Source organism: Cryobacterium sp. Y50 (assembly GCF_002929805.1).
Lineage (GTDB): Bacteria > Actinomycetota > Actinomycetes > Actinomycetales > Microbacteriaceae > Cryobacterium.
Map to the genome: position 1 here is coordinate 15,894 of NZ_PJJM01000084.1, position 18,501 is coordinate 34,394.

Annotated in this window: 21 protein-coding genes; 6 read left to right on the forward strand and 15 right to left on the reverse strand. The window is 63.7% G+C overall.

The genetic code is table 11. The annotated features are described in order from the left end of the window. Positions 1–2: 2 nt before the first annotated feature. Together CXY73_RS07735 and CXY73_RS07740 are read right to left on the reverse strand one after the other, a co-directional pair. Positions 3–713, reverse strand: a complete 711-nt coding sequence (locus tag CXY73_RS07735; protein ID WP_104137840.1) for a response regulator transcription factor — start codon at positions 711–713, stop codon at positions 3–5. Next, positions 710–2,092: an ATP-binding protein gene (locus tag CXY73_RS07740; protein ID WP_233198205.1), complete on the reverse strand. Its 1,383-nt coding sequence runs from the start codon at positions 2,090–2,092 to the stop codon at positions 710–712. The genes CXY73_RS07735 and CXY73_RS07740 overlap by 4 nt, the downstream gene beginning before the upstream one ends. Positions 2,093–2,205: 113 nt before the next feature. Between CXY73_RS07740 and CXY73_RS07745 the strand changes: the two genes are divergently transcribed. Then, entirely contained in the window at positions 2,206–3,747 is a 1,542-nt protein-coding gene (locus tag CXY73_RS07745; RefSeq protein WP_104177358.1) for a PspC domain-containing protein, read from the forward strand. A 9-nt stretch (positions 3,748–3,756) separates the two neighbouring features. Beyond that, a complete protein-coding gene (locus CXY73_RS07750; RefSeq protein ID WP_104137848.1) occupies positions 3,757–4,170 on the forward strand; it encodes a hypothetical protein in 414 nt (137 codons plus the stop codon). Between the two features lie 186 nt (positions 4,171–4,356). Here the strand turns inward: CXY73_RS07750 and CXY73_RS07755 are convergent, their stop codons facing one another. Genes CXY73_RS07755 through CXY73_RS07765 form a run of 3 tightly spaced genes read right to left on the reverse strand, consistent with a single transcriptional unit; the run spans position 4,357 to position 6,390 of the window. Then, positions 4,357–5,520 carry a UDP-N-acetylmuramate dehydrogenase gene (locus CXY73_RS07755; RefSeq protein WP_104177359.1) on the reverse strand — a complete coding sequence of 388 codons (1,164 nt, stop codon included), beginning with the start codon at positions 5,518–5,520 and terminating at the stop codon, positions 4,357–4,359. A gap of 4 nt (positions 5,521–5,524) precedes the next feature. Then, positions 5,525–5,947 carry a MaoC/PaaZ C-terminal domain-containing protein gene (locus tag CXY73_RS07760; protein ID WP_104137853.1) on the reverse strand — a complete coding sequence of 141 codons (423 nt, stop codon included), beginning with the start codon at positions 5,945–5,947 and terminating at the stop codon, positions 5,525–5,527. After that, a complete protein-coding gene (locus tag CXY73_RS07765; protein WP_104137856.1) occupies positions 5,944–6,390 on the reverse strand; it encodes a MaoC family dehydratase N-terminal domain-containing protein in 447 nt (148 codons plus the stop codon). Before CXY73_RS07765 ends, CXY73_RS07760 begins: the two co-directional genes overlap by 4 nt. A gap of 207 nt (positions 6,391–6,597) precedes the next feature. On the opposite strand from CXY73_RS07765, the gene CXY73_RS07770 reads away from it, so the two are divergent. Further along, a complete protein-coding gene (locus CXY73_RS07770) occupies positions 6,598–7,047 on the forward strand; it encodes a GNAT family N-acetyltransferase (RefSeq protein WP_158253135.1) in 450 nt (149 codons plus the stop codon). 17 nt (positions 7,048–7,064) lie between these two features. Here the strand turns inward: CXY73_RS07770 and CXY73_RS07775 are convergent, their stop codons facing one another. After that, positions 7,065–7,628, reverse strand: a complete 564-nt coding sequence (locus CXY73_RS07775) for an ATP-binding cassette domain-containing protein (protein WP_369831226.1) — start codon at positions 7,626–7,628, stop codon at positions 7,065–7,067. A gap of 286 nt (positions 7,629–7,914) precedes the next feature. On the opposite strand from CXY73_RS07775, the gene CXY73_RS07780 reads away from it, so the two are divergent. Beyond that, a complete protein-coding gene (locus CXY73_RS07780) occupies positions 7,915–8,520 on the forward strand; it encodes a HEAT repeat domain-containing protein (RefSeq protein ID WP_104137863.1) in 606 nt (201 codons plus the stop codon). Positions 8,521–8,568: 48 nt separating this feature from the next. Here the strand turns inward: CXY73_RS07780 and CXY73_RS07785 are convergent, their stop codons facing one another. From CXY73_RS07785 to CXY73_RS07810, 8 genes are all read right to left on the reverse strand, one after another. After that, positions 8,569–9,249 carry a carbohydrate kinase family protein gene (locus CXY73_RS07785; protein WP_368665901.1) on the reverse strand — a complete coding sequence of 227 codons (681 nt, stop codon included), beginning with the start codon at positions 9,247–9,249 and terminating at the stop codon, positions 8,569–8,571. Next, entirely contained in the window at positions 9,240–9,440 is a 201-nt protein-coding gene (locus tag CXY73_RS23520; RefSeq protein WP_368665902.1) for a PfkB family carbohydrate kinase, read from the reverse strand. Before CXY73_RS23520 ends, CXY73_RS07785 begins: the two co-directional genes overlap by 10 nt. Positions 9,441–9,684: 244 nt before the next feature. Then, positions 9,685–10,548, reverse strand: coding sequence for a hypothetical protein (locus tag CXY73_RS07790; RefSeq protein ID WP_199185309.1), 864 nt, complete (start codon positions 10,546–10,548; stop codon positions 9,685–9,687). Then, complete coding sequence (locus tag CXY73_RS07795) at positions 10,463–10,657, reverse strand: hypothetical protein (protein ID WP_233198206.1); 195 nt, start codon at positions 10,655–10,657, stop codon at positions 10,463–10,465. Before CXY73_RS07795 ends, CXY73_RS07790 begins: the two co-directional genes overlap by 86 nt. Before the next feature lie 25 nt (positions 10,658–10,682). Beyond that, on the reverse strand, positions 10,683–11,165 hold the full coding sequence (locus CXY73_RS07800) for a zeta toxin family protein (protein ID WP_104177361.1): 483 nt from the start codon (positions 11,163–11,165) through the stop codon (positions 10,683–10,685). Next, positions 11,131–11,406 (reverse strand): hypothetical protein, encoded by a 276-nt coding sequence (locus CXY73_RS22670; protein ID WP_104137869.1) that lies wholly within the window; start codon positions 11,404–11,406, stop codon positions 11,131–11,133. Before CXY73_RS22670 ends, CXY73_RS07800 begins: the two co-directional genes overlap by 35 nt. A gap of 173 nt (positions 11,407–11,579) precedes the next feature. Next, positions 11,580–11,702, reverse strand: a complete 123-nt coding sequence (locus tag CXY73_RS23205; RefSeq protein ID WP_255411370.1) for a hypothetical protein — start codon at positions 11,700–11,702, stop codon at positions 11,580–11,582. A gap of 51 nt (positions 11,703–11,753) precedes the next feature. Continuing rightward, the gene (locus CXY73_RS07810) at positions 11,754–11,978 is read right to left on the reverse strand and encodes a hypothetical protein (RefSeq protein WP_104137872.1); all 225 of its coding nucleotides are present in this window, start codon (positions 11,976–11,978) and stop codon (positions 11,754–11,756) included. A 988-nt stretch (positions 11,979–12,966) separates the two neighbouring features. Here CXY73_RS07810 and CXY73_RS07815 point away from each other — a divergent pair. After that, a complete protein-coding gene (locus CXY73_RS07815) occupies positions 12,967–13,419 on the forward strand; it encodes an SHOCT domain-containing protein (RefSeq protein ID WP_158254063.1) in 453 nt (150 codons plus the stop codon). A gap of 205 nt (positions 13,420–13,624) precedes the next feature. Beyond that, positions 13,625–17,245, forward strand: coding sequence for a hypothetical protein (locus CXY73_RS07820; RefSeq protein ID WP_104177363.1), 3,621 nt, complete (start codon positions 13,625–13,627; stop codon positions 17,243–17,245). Positions 17,246–17,983: 738 nt separating this feature from the next. On the opposite strand, the gene CXY73_RS07825 is transcribed toward CXY73_RS07820, so the two are convergent. After that, positions 17,984–18,370 carry a tautomerase family protein gene (locus CXY73_RS07825; RefSeq protein WP_104177364.1) on the reverse strand — a complete coding sequence of 129 codons (387 nt, stop codon included), beginning with the start codon at positions 18,368–18,370 and terminating at the stop codon, positions 17,984–17,986. Positions 18,371–18,501: the final 131 nt, after the last annotated feature.

Below are 18,501 nucleotides of genomic sequence, written 5' to 3' on the forward strand. Positions count from 1 at the left end.
CGCTAAAGCAGTTTGCGCTCGAGTGCCCAGGCGGTCAGTTCGTGCCGACTCGACAGCTGCAGCTTGCGCAGCACGGACGAGACGTGCGTTTCGACGGTCTTGGCCGCGATGAACAGGGTGCTGGCGACCTCCTTGTAGCTGTAGCCGCGGGCGATGAGGCGCATCACCTCGGTTTCCCGAGCGGAGAGCCGGTCGAGTTCCTCGGTCGTTTCGGCGGTCTCGCCCGCAACAGCGCCGAAGGCGTCGAGTACGAATCCGGCCAGGCGCGGCGAGAACACGGCGTCACCGTCGGCGACGCGGCGAGCCGCTTCGGAGACCTCGGCTCCGGAAGCGCTCTTGGTGATGTAGCCACGAGCGCCAGCTCGGATGACGCTCACTACGTCGTCGGCGGCGTCCGAGACGCTCAGCGCCAGGAACAGGGTGTGCGGAGCGCGCGGTGCCGCCTCACGAATAACCTCCGCGCCGCCCCCGCCGCGCCCGCCGGGCAGGTGCACGTCGAGCAGTACGACTCGCGGCTGCAGTTCGATCACGCTCGCGATCGCGGCGTCGACCGTCGCCGCCTCACCGAGCACGACGATGTTCGGGTCGAGCTCGGCACGTAGCCCTGAACGGAAGATGGAGTGATCGTCAACGATGAGGATAGGCAGACCAGCGGATGCCGCGGCCGGCCCTGTTGGCGCAGGGCTGCTTTGTATCGGGTCGTGGTTGGTCATCGCACGCTCGTTTCGGTGTGGTGCTCACCAATCGCCGGAGTGGCCGCCAGCGCCGGTAAAGTCAGCAGAATCTCGGTGCCGGTGCCGCCCGGGCCTGGGCGCACGGCGGCGTTTCCACCAGCCCGGCGCATCCGTCCGAGAATGGATTCGCGCACGCCGAGCCGGTCTTTGGAAATCTGGTCGAGCCGAAAACCCGGCCCGCGGTCGGTCACGCTCAGTTCAACACCCCGGGCGCCGGTCTCGAGGTACACCGACACCGCTCCGCCGGCATGCCGGGCCGCATTGAGCATGGCCTCGCGGGCGGCTGCGGCGAGTGCTTCTCGAGCGGTGGCAGCGGGCGAGTCGGAGCCGTCGGCCGATCCCGCGCTCACACCCGCCCCGACCGTCACCACCTCGAAGTGCACCGCGAAGTCCTCTTCGATCTCGCCCGCGATGCGGCGCAGCGCGGTGGCAAGGTCTGACGCCGATTCGACGCTGCCGCCGCGGGTTCCGGTAAACAGCCACTCGCGCAGTTCGCGTTCCTGCGCCCGGGCGAGCCGCGCGACGTCACTGTGCGGGCCAGCCTTCTGCTGAATGAGCGCGAGAGTCTGCAGCACCGAGTCGTGCAGGTGCGCGGCGATATCGGCCCGCTCGGCCTCGCGCGCCCGCGCGGCGCGCTCGTCGGCGAGGTCGCTCCACAGGCGCAGCAGCCAAGGTGCGGTCACCACGGCTACTCCCAGCAGAACGGATGCCGCCGCCAAAATAACCGTCCACGCGTTCGGATTGGTACCGGTCACGAAAAACAGCAAAATGCCGACGGCAACCAGCACGAGCGCCCCGAGAATGCGCACGAGCAACGCCGAGGATTGCTGCGCCGCACCACTGCGAATGTCGGCGAACTGGCGCCAGGCGAGCGCGGTTCCGGCGAGTACGACGATGGCGGGCACCACCACGGCGAGTGGGATGTCGGCGCCGAGTCGGCTCGCCACAAGGGCACCGCCGGCGGCCAGCAAAGCGAGCCCGAGCAGGATCTCGGTGACGGGCGCAGCGCGCGCTGAGTCGGCATCCGTTTTGACGGCGGGCGTTGCAGGGCTGGCGAACCGAGAGACGCCGGGTGACACGGCGAGACGGGCCAGAGGTGCCAAGCCACCGGGCGCCGCAGAGGAAACGCGACTTGCGCGGGCCAGGCTCGACTTGGGCAACGGGTCGGCCGTCGCCGCGCCCGAAGGAACCGTACCCCAGAGCCAGGCGTAAAGCAGCGCGCCGAAGCCGCCGCAGAGACTCAGCAGTACGGTAAGCAAACGCACGGTAGCCACCGGAACGCCGGTGTGCTCGGCGAACCCCGCGCACACACCGCCCACGAGGCGCAGCCGGGGCCGGGTCATCCGCTCTGTTCTCACGTGTTTATCCAAGCACGCCCCACCGACACGACGGAACCTGTTCAAAATCAATCAGGGTTCAATCAGGGTCATCCCCCATGGCAGCGGTCTCGGCGCGCTGACAGACTCAAACCATGACCGACGCACCGAGGGCCGACAGACCCCACCAACCGCCCAAACCCGACCAAATCACCCGCTTCTTCGACTGGATTCGTGGCAGCGGCCTGAACCGTGATGGCGAACGCTGGATCGCCGGCGTCTGTGGTGGTATCGCCGCCCGCACCGGGCTCGACCCTCTCATAGTGCGCGGCATCGCCGTCGTGATTGCCATCCTCGGCGGACCCGTCGTCTTCGCCTACGCCGTAGGCTGGGCGCTCATGCCGCGCGGCGCCGGCCGCATCTACGCTGAGGAGGCCATCCGCGGCCGGTTCCAACCCGCCATGGTCGCCATCGGCGCTCTGCTTCTGGCCACCGTCGTGCCGATGCTCCGTGGACTCTCGTGGAACGGCCCGACCGGATTCTGGGCACTCCCCGATTGGCTCTCCACCATGCTCTCGGTCGGTTGGGGCCTGGCCGTGGCCGCCGGCAGCGTCTGGCTGATCGTCTATCTGATTCGCCGCGCCAGGAAACCCGGCAGCACTGGTCCCGGGTCTGGCCGGTTCCCTCCCCCGGCCACCCCGTTCGGCCCGGGCAATGTCTACGATCCAAAACCGTCCACGGGTACCGACTCCAGCCCGCAAACGGATGCCCCGGATACGACCACGTCCACCGTTAGCGCCTCGCACACCACCGGAGCCCCCGTCAGCGCCGACACCGAACCGGCAACCGCCCCAACGCTTGCTTTTGCGGCCACAACGACGTCGGCCCAGAACCCGTTCGTCGCCGGCGCTCTTGGTGAGACCTATCCGCCGGCCAACCCGTACGCGCCCGAATCGGCCCGGAACATCCGCTCCGAACAGAATCGCCACTGGCAGGAACAGAACCGCGCCCGCCAGGCCGCCCACCGTGCCCGGGTGCGCGCCCGCCGTCCCGGCGCCGGGTACAGCGCAATCGTGCTCGGCCTTGCCCTGGCCACGGGAGCGGTTGCCGCCGGAGTGAACTCGACCGGGGTCTGGTCGCAGGACGCGATCCTGCTCGGCGTCGCCTTCGCCCTCGGAGTGCTCGCGCTCGGCATCGTGATCGCCGGAATTCGCGGTCGCACCGACGGCGCCATGGGCGGGTTCGCCTTTCTGGCCGCGGCTACGCTCGTCGTGCTCGGCGTGTTTCCGCAGGGCAGCCAGTTCACCGCCCTCGGCGACACCGTCTGGCCGCTCATCGCAAATGACGCCGCCGTTGACCCGTCGACGAGCTACGTCATGATCGCCGGGCAAACCACCCTCGACCTCAGTGATTTCGACAACGCAGGGCTCGACGCGGATCGCATCTTCGACGTCTGGCTCGTGGCTGGCGTCACCAATATTCAACTCCCCGCAGATGCCCCGGTGCGCGTCGAAACGCACGCGCTGGTCGGCGGCGTGGAGTATTCGGGTCGGGCGGCGGACGCGGAGAACGGCGAGCGCACGGGAGTTTTTACCTCGGATCAGCGCACCTTCAACGCGAGCAGCCGCAGCGACGGCCCCTTGCTGCGCATCTGGACCATCGCCGGCGTCGTCACGCTCGACTCCTCCAACAATTAGGACCTCACAATGACCACTCCACTTTCTCCCGCGAACTCCGGAGCCGACCACTCCGACACCCCCACCGAGGTCTTCGCTGCAAATCCGCCGGCTGGCGACGCGACCGTCACCGAAGCAAACCCGACCGCGCCGAACGCCGCCGCGGCCAGCCCCGCACAGGAGACCGATACGACGCCGAGCTTCTTCAGCCCGAACCAAGCCGTGCCGGCTGGCGAGGCGACAACGTCCGTTCCCCGCTTGCGTCCACGCTTCGGCACGATTTTCTGGGGCATTCTGCTGCTGGCGTTCGCCACCTACATGGTCGTGTTCACCCTGCTTCCGGTGCCGCCGGATCCCACGCTATGGCTCCTCGGCGGCGTGATCGCGGTCGGGCTGGGCCTCGTCGTGGCCGGCATCGCGGCCGCTGCACGTCGCGCCGACTGACCGGCCGCGTTCTGCTCGCGGGCACGACGCGAGCATCTCGCGGGCACTGCGTCGGGCATCTCGCGGGCGCGATGCCGAGGTGTGAGTTCGCGCCTGCGTCTCACCAAAAATGGGCTGAAACTCACACCTCGACATCGCCGGCATCGCCGGAATGCGTCACCTGGCCGCAACCAGCCCGCCCAGCTGCTACAGCGCCAGGCCGACCAGAACTGGTTCGGGCTGCAGGTTTACGCCGAATTCGGCCTGCACCCGGCCGAGCACGTAGCGGGCAAGTTCGGCCACCTCCTCGGCGGTCGCACCGCCCGTGTTAGTCAAGGCCAGGGTGTGTTTGCTCGACACCGCCGCCTTCGACCCGGCCAGCCTGAACCCGCGGGAGACGCCGGACTGCTCGATTAGCCAGGCGGCGCTGAGCTTGACCAGGCGCACCGGTTCCTCGCCGGGAATGGGCCCAACACCCATGTATTCCTCAATTGGAATAACTCGATCCGGCAGCTCCGTCGTCATCGGCCACTGGGGCGCCGATGCCGGAAGCGAGCGCGCAAACGCCTCGGTCACGATCGGGTTGGTGAAGAAGGATCCCGCGCTGAACGTGTCGGGGTCGCTCGGGTCGAGCACCATGCCCTTACCGGCGCGCAGGCCCAGGACTGTGTCGCGCACGGTCTGCAGCGGCACGCGGTCGCCGAGCTGCACGCCGAGCGCACCGGCGAGTTGGGCATATTTCAACGGCTGACCTAGCGTACTTCCCAAAACGGATGCCTCGGCGGCGGTATCGTGCAACTCCAGCTCGATCGCCAGCACGACACCGCGCAAGCCCTGTTTGAGCACCGAGGTGCGGTAGCCGAGGCCGAGCTCGGCGCGTTCGAGTCGTTCGACTTCGCCGGTTTCATAGGAGAGAAAATCGATCGCGACGAGGCAGTCCGAGATTTCCTGGCCGTAGGCACCGATGTTCTGCACCGGCGCGGCGCCACACGATCCGGGGATGCCGGAGAGCGCCTCAATGCCGGCCCAGCCGTGCTGGACGGCATAGGAGACCAGTTCGTCCCAGGGCTCGCCGGCCTGCACGCGCAGCCGAACCCGGTCTGCGGGACCGACGCCAGCGGCATCCTTTGCGCTGGAATCATCCAGGACCTGGATGCCGCGGGTCACCACGTGAATGACGACGCCGTCGAAGCCTTCGTCGGCGACAACGGTGTTGGAGCCGCCACCGAGCAGCAGCCAGTTTTCGTCCATGCCCCAGACCGAAAGGGTTTCGTTGATGAGGTCCTGCTCGGTGACCGGGGCCACCCGGGCTGCGGGCGGGCCGCCAACGCGAAAGGTGGTGAGCGCGCTTAGGGCAACGGGTTCAATCATGCGTTCAGGCCAGGTTGACGCGCGCCTGCGCCTTGCCAAGAACGGTCGTACCGTTGAAGGTCACGGTCAGGTCGATACGGGCCACACTCACCTCGACATCGAGGGCGCCGACCTTGGCGACCACGGTGACGGTCGCGCCTACCGCCCCGTCGACGAAGACCGGGCGGGTGAACCGCACCTGGTAGTCCACGACGCGGGCCGGGTCGCCGGCCCAGTCAACGACGGGCTGCACGGCAAGGCCCATTGTGAGCATGCCGTGGGCGAGCACGCCCGACAGGCCCACCGACTGCGCCACATCATCGCGGTAATGAATGGGGTTGAAATCGCCGGATGCCCCGGCGTAATGCACGAGAGAATCGCGCGTCAACGAGAAACTCGCCTCGGCGACGACGCTGCCGACCTCGAGGTCGGCCAGAACAGGAATCATTCGTCTCCCCTGACGACGAGAGTGGAGATGGCGGTCACGACGTGGCCACCGGTCGCGTCGACGATGGTGGACTCGGCGGTCACCATCGAATGGCCGCCCAGGGTCTTGATGCTCGTCACCGCGAGGGTCGCCGTGAGCTCATCGCCAGCCACGATCGGCCGGGTGTAGGTGAAACGCTGATCGCCGTGCACGACGCGGGTGAAGTCGATGCCGCCATCCGGTTCGGCCAACAGCTGGGCCAGAGTGGCCTCCTGCACGACCACGGCGAATGTGGGCGGAGCGACGACGTCGGCGTGGCCGGCCGCGCGGGCCGCTTCGGGATCGTAGTTGATCGGGTTGGTCGCGAACACGGCGCGGGAAAATTCGCGCACCTTTTCGCGGCCGACAAGATACGGTGCGACCGACGGAAAGACCCGCCCCTGCAACTCTGGGTTCACTGACACGTCTCGAGTCTACTAAGCATCGATCTACCGGCCAGCGTGAGTGCGCGGCGGCACCGGTTCTGCGCGGATTCTTGATTGCGAAACTCCACTCCGACAAAAAATGGAAGGGTAGACAACGCATAAGCGGGAGAGTGAGGCCGCGTGGACTCGTCTGTCGACCGTGCCACCGGTCACGATCACATCTCGCCAGGGCGCACACTGGTATCCGTGAAATGTGTATCCGTGCGCCTCGGTGATTCCGAGGTAGCCCCTCTTCTGCTTGATCTGCACCGCGAATATGAAACTCGATATGGCACGGGCGATTCCGTGCACGACGTTGACGGCTCCGAGTTCGATCCTCCCTTCGGCGGCTTTCTCGTGCTCCTCGACGGCGACACGACGGTCGCCGGCGGCGGCCTGCACCAGTTCAACGCCACGACCGCCGAGGTCAAGCGCATGTGGACCAACCCCGAATACCGCCGCCAGGGCCACGCAAAAACGATTCTGCGCGAACTCGCGTCCCTCGCGCGCGATCTCGGGTATGAGCGGATGCGCCTCGAAACCGGCTACGCCCAGCCCGAAGCGCTGGCTCTCTATCGCAGCCTCGGTTTCACCGAGATCGGCAACTACGGCATCTACGACCACGCCTCCGGCTTCGAGCTGAACCTCACGCGTTAGAACCTCAGCCTCACTCCTTAACCACCGAATGCCGCATCCCCGACGATCTCCACGAGCAGTCCCTGCCCGCGCAGGTCGGCGATCGGGGCGGCGTTGGCGAGCGGAGAGCCGGGCATTGAAATGAGCGACACCACCTTGCCCTGCTCGAGAATACGGCCATTTTCGAGCAGGGCGGCCGAGTCGGAAACCCGTTTGACAACATCCATTTCATGCGTGATCAGCAGAACGGTCAGGCCGAGCTGCACGTTGATGGTTTTCACGAGCTCGAGGATGGACCGAGTCGTCTCGGGGTCGAGGGCGCTCGTGGCCTCGTCGGAGAGCAAATTCTTGGGGTTGCCGGCGAGCGCCCTGGCGATACCAACGCGCTGCTTCTGGCCGCCGGACCGCTCGGACGGGTAAGCGTCTGCCTTTTCGGTCAGCCCGACCAGGTCGAGAATCTCGAGCGAGCATCGGCGACGTTCGATGCCGGTGATGCCGGTGATTTCCAAGCCCAACTCGACGTTGCCCTGGGCGGTCCGCCCGGCGAACAGGTTGATCGCCCGAATGAGCGTGCTCTTGCCGGCGCCGCTCTGCCCGATCACGCCGTAGATTTCGCCGCGAGCGACTTCGACGCTGACGTCGTCGAGAGCGGTCGTTGCGGCGGCACCCGACCCGAGGGTCTTGGAGACTTTTTAGACGCAGATCACTGGGCACCCTAGCCTGTTGACGCGCGGCACCCATTGACCGCAACGGTTTCAATCTTTCGAACCGGGCCCGGCTCACCAAATGGACCGTCCCATCCATTGCGTCGTATTACGCCTGCCGGATCGCTGCCTGGGAAGGGATTAGATGGCCCAGGGTGCGCCAGGGAGGTAGCGTTAGAGCGCTATGCAAAACAAACTGACTCCGCACCCCGACCTTCCGATCGACCTGCCGACCGAGGAGCGCATCCGCGCCGCCGTCGCGCACTACGGCGAGAGCGTCGTCATCGACAATTCCGTGGCCCTGTTGCGTGCCAAGAACGCCGGAAAAGACTTTCTACTTTACGCCGGCGGGCGCCACGCCCTCGGCATTCTCGAGGGCGCACCGGCCCTGTACTGGCCCGAGCTGTGGGGCGCTCGCGCGCTCCTGCACGTCTGGGGCGAGTCGGCGGCGCCGTACATCGTCGTTGGGCTGAACAACCAGGCCTGGCGGGTGCGCGAAATGTGCGCCAAGGTCGTACTGCTCCGCGGCCTTCAAGTTGTCCCCAAGCTCGTGCGTCTCACGACCGACGAGCACCCCCGCGTGCGCGCCGCCGCCCTGCACGCCCTCGCCGATCAGGGAACCACCGCCAACATCGCCACGATCGAGGTGCGCCTGCGCGACCCCGACAAGGAGGTGCGCCGCGCGGCCCAGCAGGCCCGTGACGCGATTCGCACCCGGCTGAAGTTCACCGATCCGGTTCCTGAGACGAGGACCGAAACGGACGTGCCTGAAACGAGCACCGAGGCATAAGCGCGGCTCCCGACGAGCAGCCGGCCGCGGCATCCGCTCCGCCGGTGGTCAGGGGCGTCGCAGCAGAGCACCCTCGTGCCGGCAGGTCGCCGCGGCGGTGAGCATCGCGTCAGCCAGCAGTGCCTGCCAGCCAGCGGCATCCTGCGGCACGCCGCTCGCCACGATGATACAAACGGATGCCGCGAGCGTCGCGTCCCCGGCACCCATGGTGTCAATGACCGAACCATCGAGCTCAGCGATCGGCACGCTGACCGGCTCATTCAGGCCCACGACCACCGATGCACCGAGGCGCCCGGCAGTCGCGAGCACGGTGCCGACTCCGGCGTCGACGAGACGCTCCCGCAGCTCCTCAAGCGTGCTGTCGTAAAGAAGGTCGGCGTCTTCATCGCCGACCGTCACGAACAGGCTGCGTGCCGCGCGCACCTCAAAGTTGCGCACAAAGCGCGGCCCGTCATGCAGCATGCCGGCGCGGGGATTGGGGTCGATCACGAGGCGCTGTTCCGGGTCATGCACACAAGCCGCGAAGACCTCGGTCTGCACGGTGTCATCGAACGGAAAGCAGCTCACGACGACGAGTTCGGCGTCGTTGAGCGCAGCTCGCTCGACCGCACCGAATTCGATGCGGCGTGCTTTGGCGGCGTCGTTGAAAAAGTAGCGCGGTTCGCCGTCGGTGCGGTCGGAGACGGCCCGCGATGAGCCCAACGGGCCCGCTGTCGCGATCAGCTGCACCCCGTACTCATCGAGGAACGCCCGAATAACGGTGCCATCAGCGTCGTCGGCACGCCGAGCACAGCCAGGCCGACTGCCACGTTGAGGGCGGCGCCGCCGGGAAACTCACGGCTCGCCTCCGAATCACGGAGCACGTCGATCAGAGCGTCGCCGACGACGGCGACACGGGCGGGGGCGTTCAATGCAGGCACGAGGTCCAATCTTGGCGCACGCCGCTGGCGCACGGGGCCGTGAACTCGCCGATTAACACCGGGCGCTCCGCCTTGATTTCAGTGCCTTTGCTCGATAGCAAACGCTCTGGCAGCGTTTCTCGCGCGGCAGCGGTCTGTTTCGCCGGGCGACACAGAAACAGCCGGAACAAAGAGTGCGTTCTCCTTCCACCGGCTGTCGTCAGTCCTGCTGGTCAGGCGCCCTTGCGCCCGGACATCGACCGCATCAGGAACGACAGGTCAAGCCAGGCCGGAATAGCGGGCTTGATGCCAACGGTGACCTGGCCGAAGCCGCTCTCGACCTGCACGGACCCGTTCGAAACCTCGCGCAGCTCGATGCTGCGTACGCGGTCTTGGCCGAAACGGAGGCGAGCGCTCTGGCGATCTCGAGGTCGCCGTAGGACAGCTTCATGTCGAGGTCGTCGCCACTCTCCCCCACTGCGATGCTGCCGTGCAAGGCCTTGAGAAGCGCGTCGCCGATGACCGTGCCGACCCGAATCTGACCGTGGTCGACCGTGATCTCGATCCCGCCGCCGGCGGTGCCCACGGTAGCGTTGCCGCGTCCGGCGCTCAACCACAGATCGCCGGTCGTGTCGATATCGACCAGGCCCATCGAGTTCCTGATGCGGGTGGCGCCGAGGGCGCCGATGGTGCGCAATCCGCCGACCGAAATCTCGGCGGTGAGCCGCGATCCCGTCCGTAGCTTAATTTTCAGGTCGACCGACTCGGTCGGGCCGATCCAGCTCATGCGGGGCTTCGGGCCGGTGATGGTGAGTCGTTCGCCGTCGAAGTCGACCTTGGTCTCCTCCGCACCTCTGCAGTCGACGGCCTTGGCCGGGTTGGTGGCCGATACGGTCACGACCGTGTCGGCGCGGTCGCCGGCGACGACTTCGATGGCGCTGACCGGCAGGTTGATGGCGAGGTCGATCGGGGTGGGGTGCTGAATGTGGGCATGCTGACGCTGCGTTTCTGAGGCGTGGGGTATGCGTGGTGGTTTGAGCGGGTTAGCGGGCCCAGCCCACGAAGTTGTCGCCGGTGCGCAGCGCGCGCTGAGCAGATCGGCGCTGCCTGGGTTGCAGGGCGGCCGCAATCGCGCGTACCAGCCAAGTGTTGACGGACACGCCGTCGATCGTCGCCGCCTCATCTACTCGGGTCTTGAGGGCGTCCGGCAGGTGCAATGTCGGGCGTGACGTGCTCACATCGTCCATCTCAACGGACGACGATCTAGTTGATAAGTACCGCCGGCACCCAGACCGGCCAGGAATGTTCGCCGATGAGCAAGCCATGTTCATACTCCGAGACGCGGCGGAACGGGTTTCTGGCGGTGCTGTTGTCGAAAATTTCCGTTCGATGAGCAGTCATGCGGGCCTTCGCGATGAGGTCCCACAGTCGTTCGCAGCGCTCGCGGATCTTCTGCTCGGGCACGTTATGACCGCCGTACTTCACGCGTTCAGCTACGCGGCTCACCGCCACGTCGACGGGAAGCAGGATCACGTGTATGTGCACGAGGTAGCCGCGTGCGATTGCGCCCTCAGCAAGGTTGAGCTTGCTCTGGTGGCTGAACACGGTCTCGGTAATGAAGGACTCCCCCGCTGCCATCAGTTGCGCGCGCTGTTCGGCCACGGCGCGAGACGCTGCGTAGGAATGCTCTGGCTGAGTATCCGGCCAGCGCTTATTCCGCGATGCATTCCTGGCGAACGGCTCCACGTGGCAATCGCCAGGTACCCGAAGTCCTGATCCGAGTCACGCTATCGGTGCCTACAGTTTCCCTGGCCCAGTCAATGATCAGGCAGATACCGTCGGTAAAACTCGGTTCGAGCGGGTGGTTGAGGAAAGCGTGGAATGTTCCGAGCAGCACGTGGCAGTCCACCTCGGCTCCAGCCTCTGCAAGTTCCTCGGCGAACTGACCACCGGAGGAACGCATTGAGTCGAGATCAGCGTCGATCATGAGCGTCAATCATGAGCGTCGACGGGAAGCCATGGTGGGCGTGGCCGCCGGCAAATGCGTGACGTTCCGCCAGCGTGGTTCGCGTGCGGCGGCGCCATAGCCAGGAACCACCGTGTCTACGAATCGTTGCCACTGGTCGAGCAGGTCCAAACCGTCTTGTGTGATCGAACCTTTTACTGGACATCGACGCTTGTGCGTGCCAGCGCCTTGTCGAATTCCATCACGAAGAACGGCGTTACGTCGATGGAGTAGGTCGGCGGCAGCTCGATGCTGGCTGGATCGACCTCGGCACTCATGGTTGTAGCGTCTCGCTTCTGACCTGTCGAGTTCCGGTCATGATGTCGGCCTTAGCCGGACAGGCCCGTGTCGCCGTAGAGTTTGCCGCCAGCCGGTGTTTCGTTCGCAACGGCAGCAGTGTTTGAGGTCCACTCGACGCTCGTTCCCACAGGGAGGGATGATTCTTTGGTGGGGTCCACGAATACGGCGCGTTCTCCGATTACTTGGCCCGTCTCGGGGTCGATGGTGATGTCATGGCGGAAGCCGTCACTGGGTTCAGTGTGTTTAGTGAACACCCCGGTGCGGTCGTTCAGGGTAGCTGCGCTGTCCGTACTCTTCCGGACTGCCGACCGAACGCTCGATCACTCTGTTATCTGTGCTCACACTAGTTATTGCTCATTCACGAAGAAAAGGTTCGTGATTCGACCTTAGAAGCACCACACCGCTTCGACAGGCGACGGCAGACGCTTAGCCGGCGGCATTCGCGTGCTTGTACGGGTGGCGGTATCCGCTTCTTTCAACCGCTGAGCCGTGAGTTTCAGGCCATTTTACTGCGGAAAAGTTCAGCACTCACGGCTCGGCGACCGGATGCTCCGGCGCGCGGCGCGCAGTCCGTTGAAGCCTTGAAACCGAAGAAACCCGCGATCTCAATCTGAGAGGTTGACAGCGCGGCAAGACACAAAGATACCCCGGCCTTCCGCAGAAGTCCGGGGTATCTAATGAATCTTTGTAGCGGGAGCGGGAATTGAACCCGCGACACCACGATTATCGTGAACCAGACTCAGCCGGGTCACGGAAGCCTCATACGATCATCGATCCCAGTAAAACACTGGGTCGATGATCACACTGGCAGCCCCATGCGAATTTCAATCTGCGGGGTAAATGCGGGGTTTCTGCGGGATTTAGGAAATGAACACTTTGTCGCCGATCCCGGTCACTGCTGATGACCCACAGTCGAAGTTCCGTCTCCGCCACCGATCACTGGAATTCGCGGCGACGAAAGTCAATCGCGAGGCACATGGTTATGAGCCATAAGGCCAATAAACAGACCCACCGATGGTCCCACGCACCACAGGAACGAACCGGTGGGATTTGAAACCTATTGCGGCTCTGTGAGCGGCTCGCCGAACTCCGAAATCCTCATATTTACGCTGTTTTCGGTCACAACACCTGGAGGTGACACTGGGCCCTCAGCTTCAAGTGTTGCCAAAATGTTGCCACGGACACCTCGCGTCGCCCAAAATGAATCTCCATCAGAACGGTAGGCTCCTACCGGGGGTTTATATGAGTAAACGTGTTAGTGGCTCAATGTTGCTTGTGTTTGGTGTTGTACTGGGAGCGATTGACGCGGTGATCGCGTTCAAGCCAGTCGAGAACTACTGGGGACAGAATTGCGGGTCTGTTCTGGCCCCAGCGAATGCCCCATCGGGGAACGGTAACGATTTGATGGATGGAGCTGCGTTCAGCAGTTCTTGCCCGGCATCAATGGAGCCGTTCGTTTTCTGGTCATGGGCATTGCTTATTATCGCAGTAACTGCGCTAGTCGTTGGTGCGGCCCTCACCGCATCATCCTCATCTCAAATCAAGGCTGGTGAAGGCGCTGCGGATCAGGCTTCAGCAAACGGTGTCGGTGACCAGCTACAAAAACTGCATTCTCTGCGCGTCAGCGGAGTTCTCACTGATGAAGAATTTTCTGCTGCGAAAGCACGCCTTATCCGCGACGGCACTGCGCGCTGAAATAATGGCGGGGCGTGACTTGCGCCGTCTTGTATCCCATGGGGTCCCGAGACGTCTCGGCGGGTGCAGGGAAGCTGACACAAATGGCGAATTCGAGCGCGTGCTGGTGAATTGTTTCTTCGGAGGAACGTCCGCATCTCATGAACTGCAGCAGAAATTTTCAGGGGACCATCGGCCTGGATCTGACGTGTGAAATGATTCGCACATGACTGACACCGCTAACACCTCTAATGCGGGTGGAGCGGCAAATGAGCTTGGCAGCCTCCACCGCAATGGGTTCGCCGCGGTACTGGCCGCGCATGGCCTTTCCGGGACACCGCTGGACGGAGTAAACGGCAGGGTCCCGACTGCGATTGCTCTCGAGGCGGCGGGTGCCGTAGATGACATCGTCTGCACGATGGAGAACGGGGAGCGATGGTTCATCCAGGCAAAACGATCTCTGAACGGTGCCTCGCTTCGAAGTGCGCTGCGCCAGTGGGCCGCGCAAACGGTGGGAGCCGATGACACGCTTGTGCTTGCCTTACGAACGGTCCGCGGTGAAGTCGCCGGAGCGATGCGTGTGTTGGATGGTCGTCGCCTCGGCCGTTCACCGAAACCGTCTGCAGGAGACCTCGCTCACTTCGAGTCATTCAAGGCCAAGGTTCGCGAGGAGTGCGGCCCTGGTATGGACGAGGTCCTCTCGCACGCGCGAATTATGTCCTGGGAGGTCGACGACGTCAGCGATACCCGCGCAGACTCCGCGGCAGCCCGGATGGAACGACTTTTGTCGCCTGGGTCCGGCCCGGCGGCGTTTCGTTGTCTGCAGGCCTTCTTTCAGCATCAGTCCTCGATACGGACCCGCACTGGCAGTCGTGACTGGATAGAATCACTGATCGACAACGGCATGGATGTTGCGATCAATGGCCTAGGCAGCGTCGCGGCCGCCCACGAACTTGACCATCAGGCATTGGTGGAGTACCGCGACATCATGGCGAGTCACCGGGACCGGCTGGATCTTGCGATGATCTCTCAGCAGGTTCCGGTGCTGATTGTTGACGACTTCGTCGGGTCGGTCGACGTCGAGTATGACGTCGGCAAGCAGCGCGCTGGCACGGATCCGCTCACGCACATGCTACGTCGGAACGGTCGGCTCATTCTTCGAGGCCTCCCTGGTGCGGGGAAATCCGAGGCTGTGCGACAGGTTGCGGCGTGGCTTGCCGTTCAACCGGCGGCACCTCTTCCATTGTTGGTGCGGCTTCGGGATATCGCACCCGCTGTGAGAGCCGCAGACGATGTGTCTCTCGACCTGCTAATCCGCACCGCTGCCTCTCACGGCGGTCGCGAGCCATCGGCTCCGCTTTTGCGCGCCCTGAAGTCGGAAATCCGAACCGGCTACTGCGTGCTGCTGCTGGACGGGCTCGATGAAACGCACGCCAAACGGGGCGCTATCGCGGCAGGCATCGCGCAGGTTCTCGATGGGCTCAGTGCGGATGTCGGAGTTCTCCTCACCACCCGTGAAAGCGCGATGGACGCAGCGGCACACCTCGCAATGCCGGTGGTCGATCTCAAACCTCCTTCTAGCCGAAGGGCGCAAGCTGCCCTCGTCGAGTCGTACGCGACTGCGACGCTTCCCGCAGCTGATCGCGACGAGTGGTGCCGAGTCAAGCTAGAACGGATCAATTTCTACGCCGACTCCCACCGGGATATCTGGGAGGTACCCCTCCTGGCCACCCTGGCGACACTGAGACTGCTCGACGGGAAGTCGTCCGTGGGCTCGGCCGTCGAGCTACTGAAGAATGTCATCGACGACAGCATCAATCGGTGGGAGGTTCACCGCTCCGCCAACAATCTAGATGCACCCGACCCCGGATTCAGCCCGGGAATGTTCCTCGACGGTTTCGCGGTAATCGGCCGCGCTCTCAACGTGAGTGCCACATTGTCGGTCTCTGACGCCCGACAATTAGTCATGGCCGCGCTTTCCAACTGGGCGCTGTCACCTCGATCTGCTGAGCGGATAGCTGAGTTTGTGGTCACATTCTGGGATGAGACAGTGGGAGTCTTCGTCGACACGGGCCAAAACCTTCAACCACGATCACGTGTCTTCGCAGAGTTGGGCGACGCTTACGCCGCCGTCCGGCTCGATTCGGTCGCGTCGCTGAAGGACTGGCTGACGCAGTGCCTAGATAATTCCGCGCGTGCCAACGCGCTTGCGCTTGCTACGAGCGCAGATGTCGACATTGCCAGATGGGTGGTCGCTGCTGCGGTCGAAGAAGTCGGCGACCGACGCGCACGAGCCGCGAGTTGGATGGTCGAGTCCTTTCAATCCTGGTCGCATTTGACGGAATCAGACGTGAGTGACGTCATGTCAGCACTAGCCGTCGCGGCCGTGGATCGTATTCCGTTCGTCGCGACCCAATCCCATAACGGCTTCCTCGGCATTCGAGGTAGGGCTGAGGAATCTAAGGACAGGAACGACGGACTTGGCTGGAGATTCGCCGTCGAGCTCGCCAGTCTGCCAGTCCCGCCGCACTTGCGGCCGTACAAGGACGCGCTCCTGGATAGATACGCCACCGATCCTGACCATTTTGTGATCCTGCGCGCACTCTGCGACCTGGCGGTAGCAGTTGATTCCACCGGCGTCGTAGTAGATGCGCCCGTCGTTAGCGCCATCGAACGGGCGCTGGCATACCCCTTGGCCGAATATCGAGACACGCCGCCACGGCACGACCGCTTCGGCACTCTCAACATCGGCACCAGTAATGAGTCGCCACCAGCTGGTCTCGACCGCGTGGTGAAGCAAGCCGCCCACTTTGTTACACACCTAACCGAGGCCGCCGTCGACCGCATCTGGGACATATCGATTCGTCTCCCAGCGGGACAGTACGACGAAGTGCGCAGAACGCTCGCCGCTGCTGGATACGACAGTCCATACGAGACGGCGAGTAAGCTGTCATGGCTCGCTCAGGCGAAGGTCGCCGAGTTCGAAATGGGCTGGTTTTTGCCGCACCTGACCGCCGGAGAGGCATCGGCCTCGGAAATTGGGGCAATGGAGCGTTGGCGGATGTGCGCCCTGGCCGATTTTGTGGACTTTGCGCAGCTGGGTAGGGCCGCCTATTGGGAACTGCGAGAAGCCAGCAAGACCCCCGCGAGTAGCGTGGCGGTTCTGTTCAAGGCCGCGATCGGCAGCGCGCAGCTCAGCCATGCCGCAGTGCGCATTGAAGCCACGAATGTCAGGAGCGTTGGTGGTGCCGAGCACGATGACCTCGTCTCGTACCTCTTCACCCCAAGCCTTCAGCCCGCAGCAAGAACAGACGGCGTTATCCCGGAAGGCTGTGCAAGAGATCTGGTCGCGATCGTGGCCGGCCATGGAGAATGGGCATCGAACCTCGCACGTGACGTGTTAATGAGGCAGTCATACCCATCGGTCTGCGACACTGCACGCGAGGTGCGCGCTGCGAACTGGCGCAGTGAGCGAAACCTCGCTTTCGTACGACTAATGAATGCCCCCGCGGGTGCACATGAAGCCGCTCTTTTGATGACTGAAGGTGACGGCGCACGTGCGGCAACCGGCCTTTACCTCGCTGCAGACGATACTGACGTCGATGAAAAACTGTTGCTCGTCGCCAGAGCCGACGCTGACGGGACTGTGCGTGATGCCGCGGGGGCGACACTGGAGGAGGTCTTGACTGCCGAGTATTGGACCTGCATCTGGTGTTCCGAGAAAAATCCGATCTCCGCCTACGTCTGTGGCCGCTGCGAACAGAGCTCAAGCAATTCCTTGGCTACGCACGAGAACATTCGCGAATACGTGAAGCAAGCCGAAGCGCGTGCCAGGCACGATAGCTAGATTGAAGCAGATAAATTGGCGACTCTCCGGGATACGGACGGAACCTGCGCCGCGCCAGCAACGCGGCGATTACACGAGGGCCCGACGTGCGGGGCGGTAGCTGGCCCTTGGAAATGCCTCCTACGATCGCGAGCGTGAACTGGCTACAGGATCCACGAGTTGATCTGATGGAGGATGCTGCATTTCGCCGCCTGCTGAAGATTCACGCAGGTGCCTCATGCGCACGAGGTACGGCGCTTTTGATCGTCTCGTAACCCTAGGGATATAAGCCGCCTCACGCCCCTGTCTCGACTCCCTCGGTGTTGTACGGAATCGTGCGGCGCGCCGATTCGCATAACTACATCGCATAACCGCATGCCTGAACCGTGGTAGGCGCCATTGGTTATGAGACACCCCGGGAGCAGAAATGACGAAACTGATCGGTGTCATATTTCGAATTCGTCTACAAACATGTTCGTACTCGCGTGATCACCTCGCTCAAGCCACCGACGAATCTCAATTCCCGCAAGGGGAACCTTCAACGGGCGGTTTCTCGCTGCCTTTCTAGTGCGGTATCAGTGCGCGGTAAGAGGCTGCCGCGTTTCATCGAAGTGCGGCAGGGGCAGCCCACCGACACGCACGCCACCGAAGCACGACCCATAACCTGCGAGCCTTGGACTATCTGATCCGCCGAGCTTTGATCGAGTGATCAGTGTCCACATGCCGGACACCTGAAGGAGAGTAGAGATGCTCGCGTGCTCAAACGTTAACTGAGTAGTTCAGCTCCAGCTCGTCAGCGGGCACTCCCCGAATGCCCCAGTTCGCACGAGGCGTCTCCGTGATTGTGATTTCTAGATCGTGCGGTGTGACGCCGACGGCTGCAATCTTGCTGATGAGTTCGCGGATGAAGTTTTTCTTCGTTTCCGTCGAGCGACCCTCAAACATGCTGACCTCGACGATGGTGTAGTCGATCGAACGATCCTTGGGCGTGACGAACTCGTGGGGGTCCAGGGTGATGAAACGATGGAATCGCTTTTCAACCGGCAGCTGAAGCGCCGATATCGCCGCTGCGTGGATCGCGTCGGACAGCGAAGAGATGCGCGGAGTAAGCGCCGATTTGTGACCGTAAACAATGATTTGAGCCATACCTCAGTTTCGCAGGTCGCCCAGTGTGCGTCGTCCGAGCACACATGAATTGAAGTCCGAAAGGGAACCCCCTACGGGACAATTTGGCCGAGCTGTCTGCTCTTGGCGATTAATCCTGGATCAGCTATGTC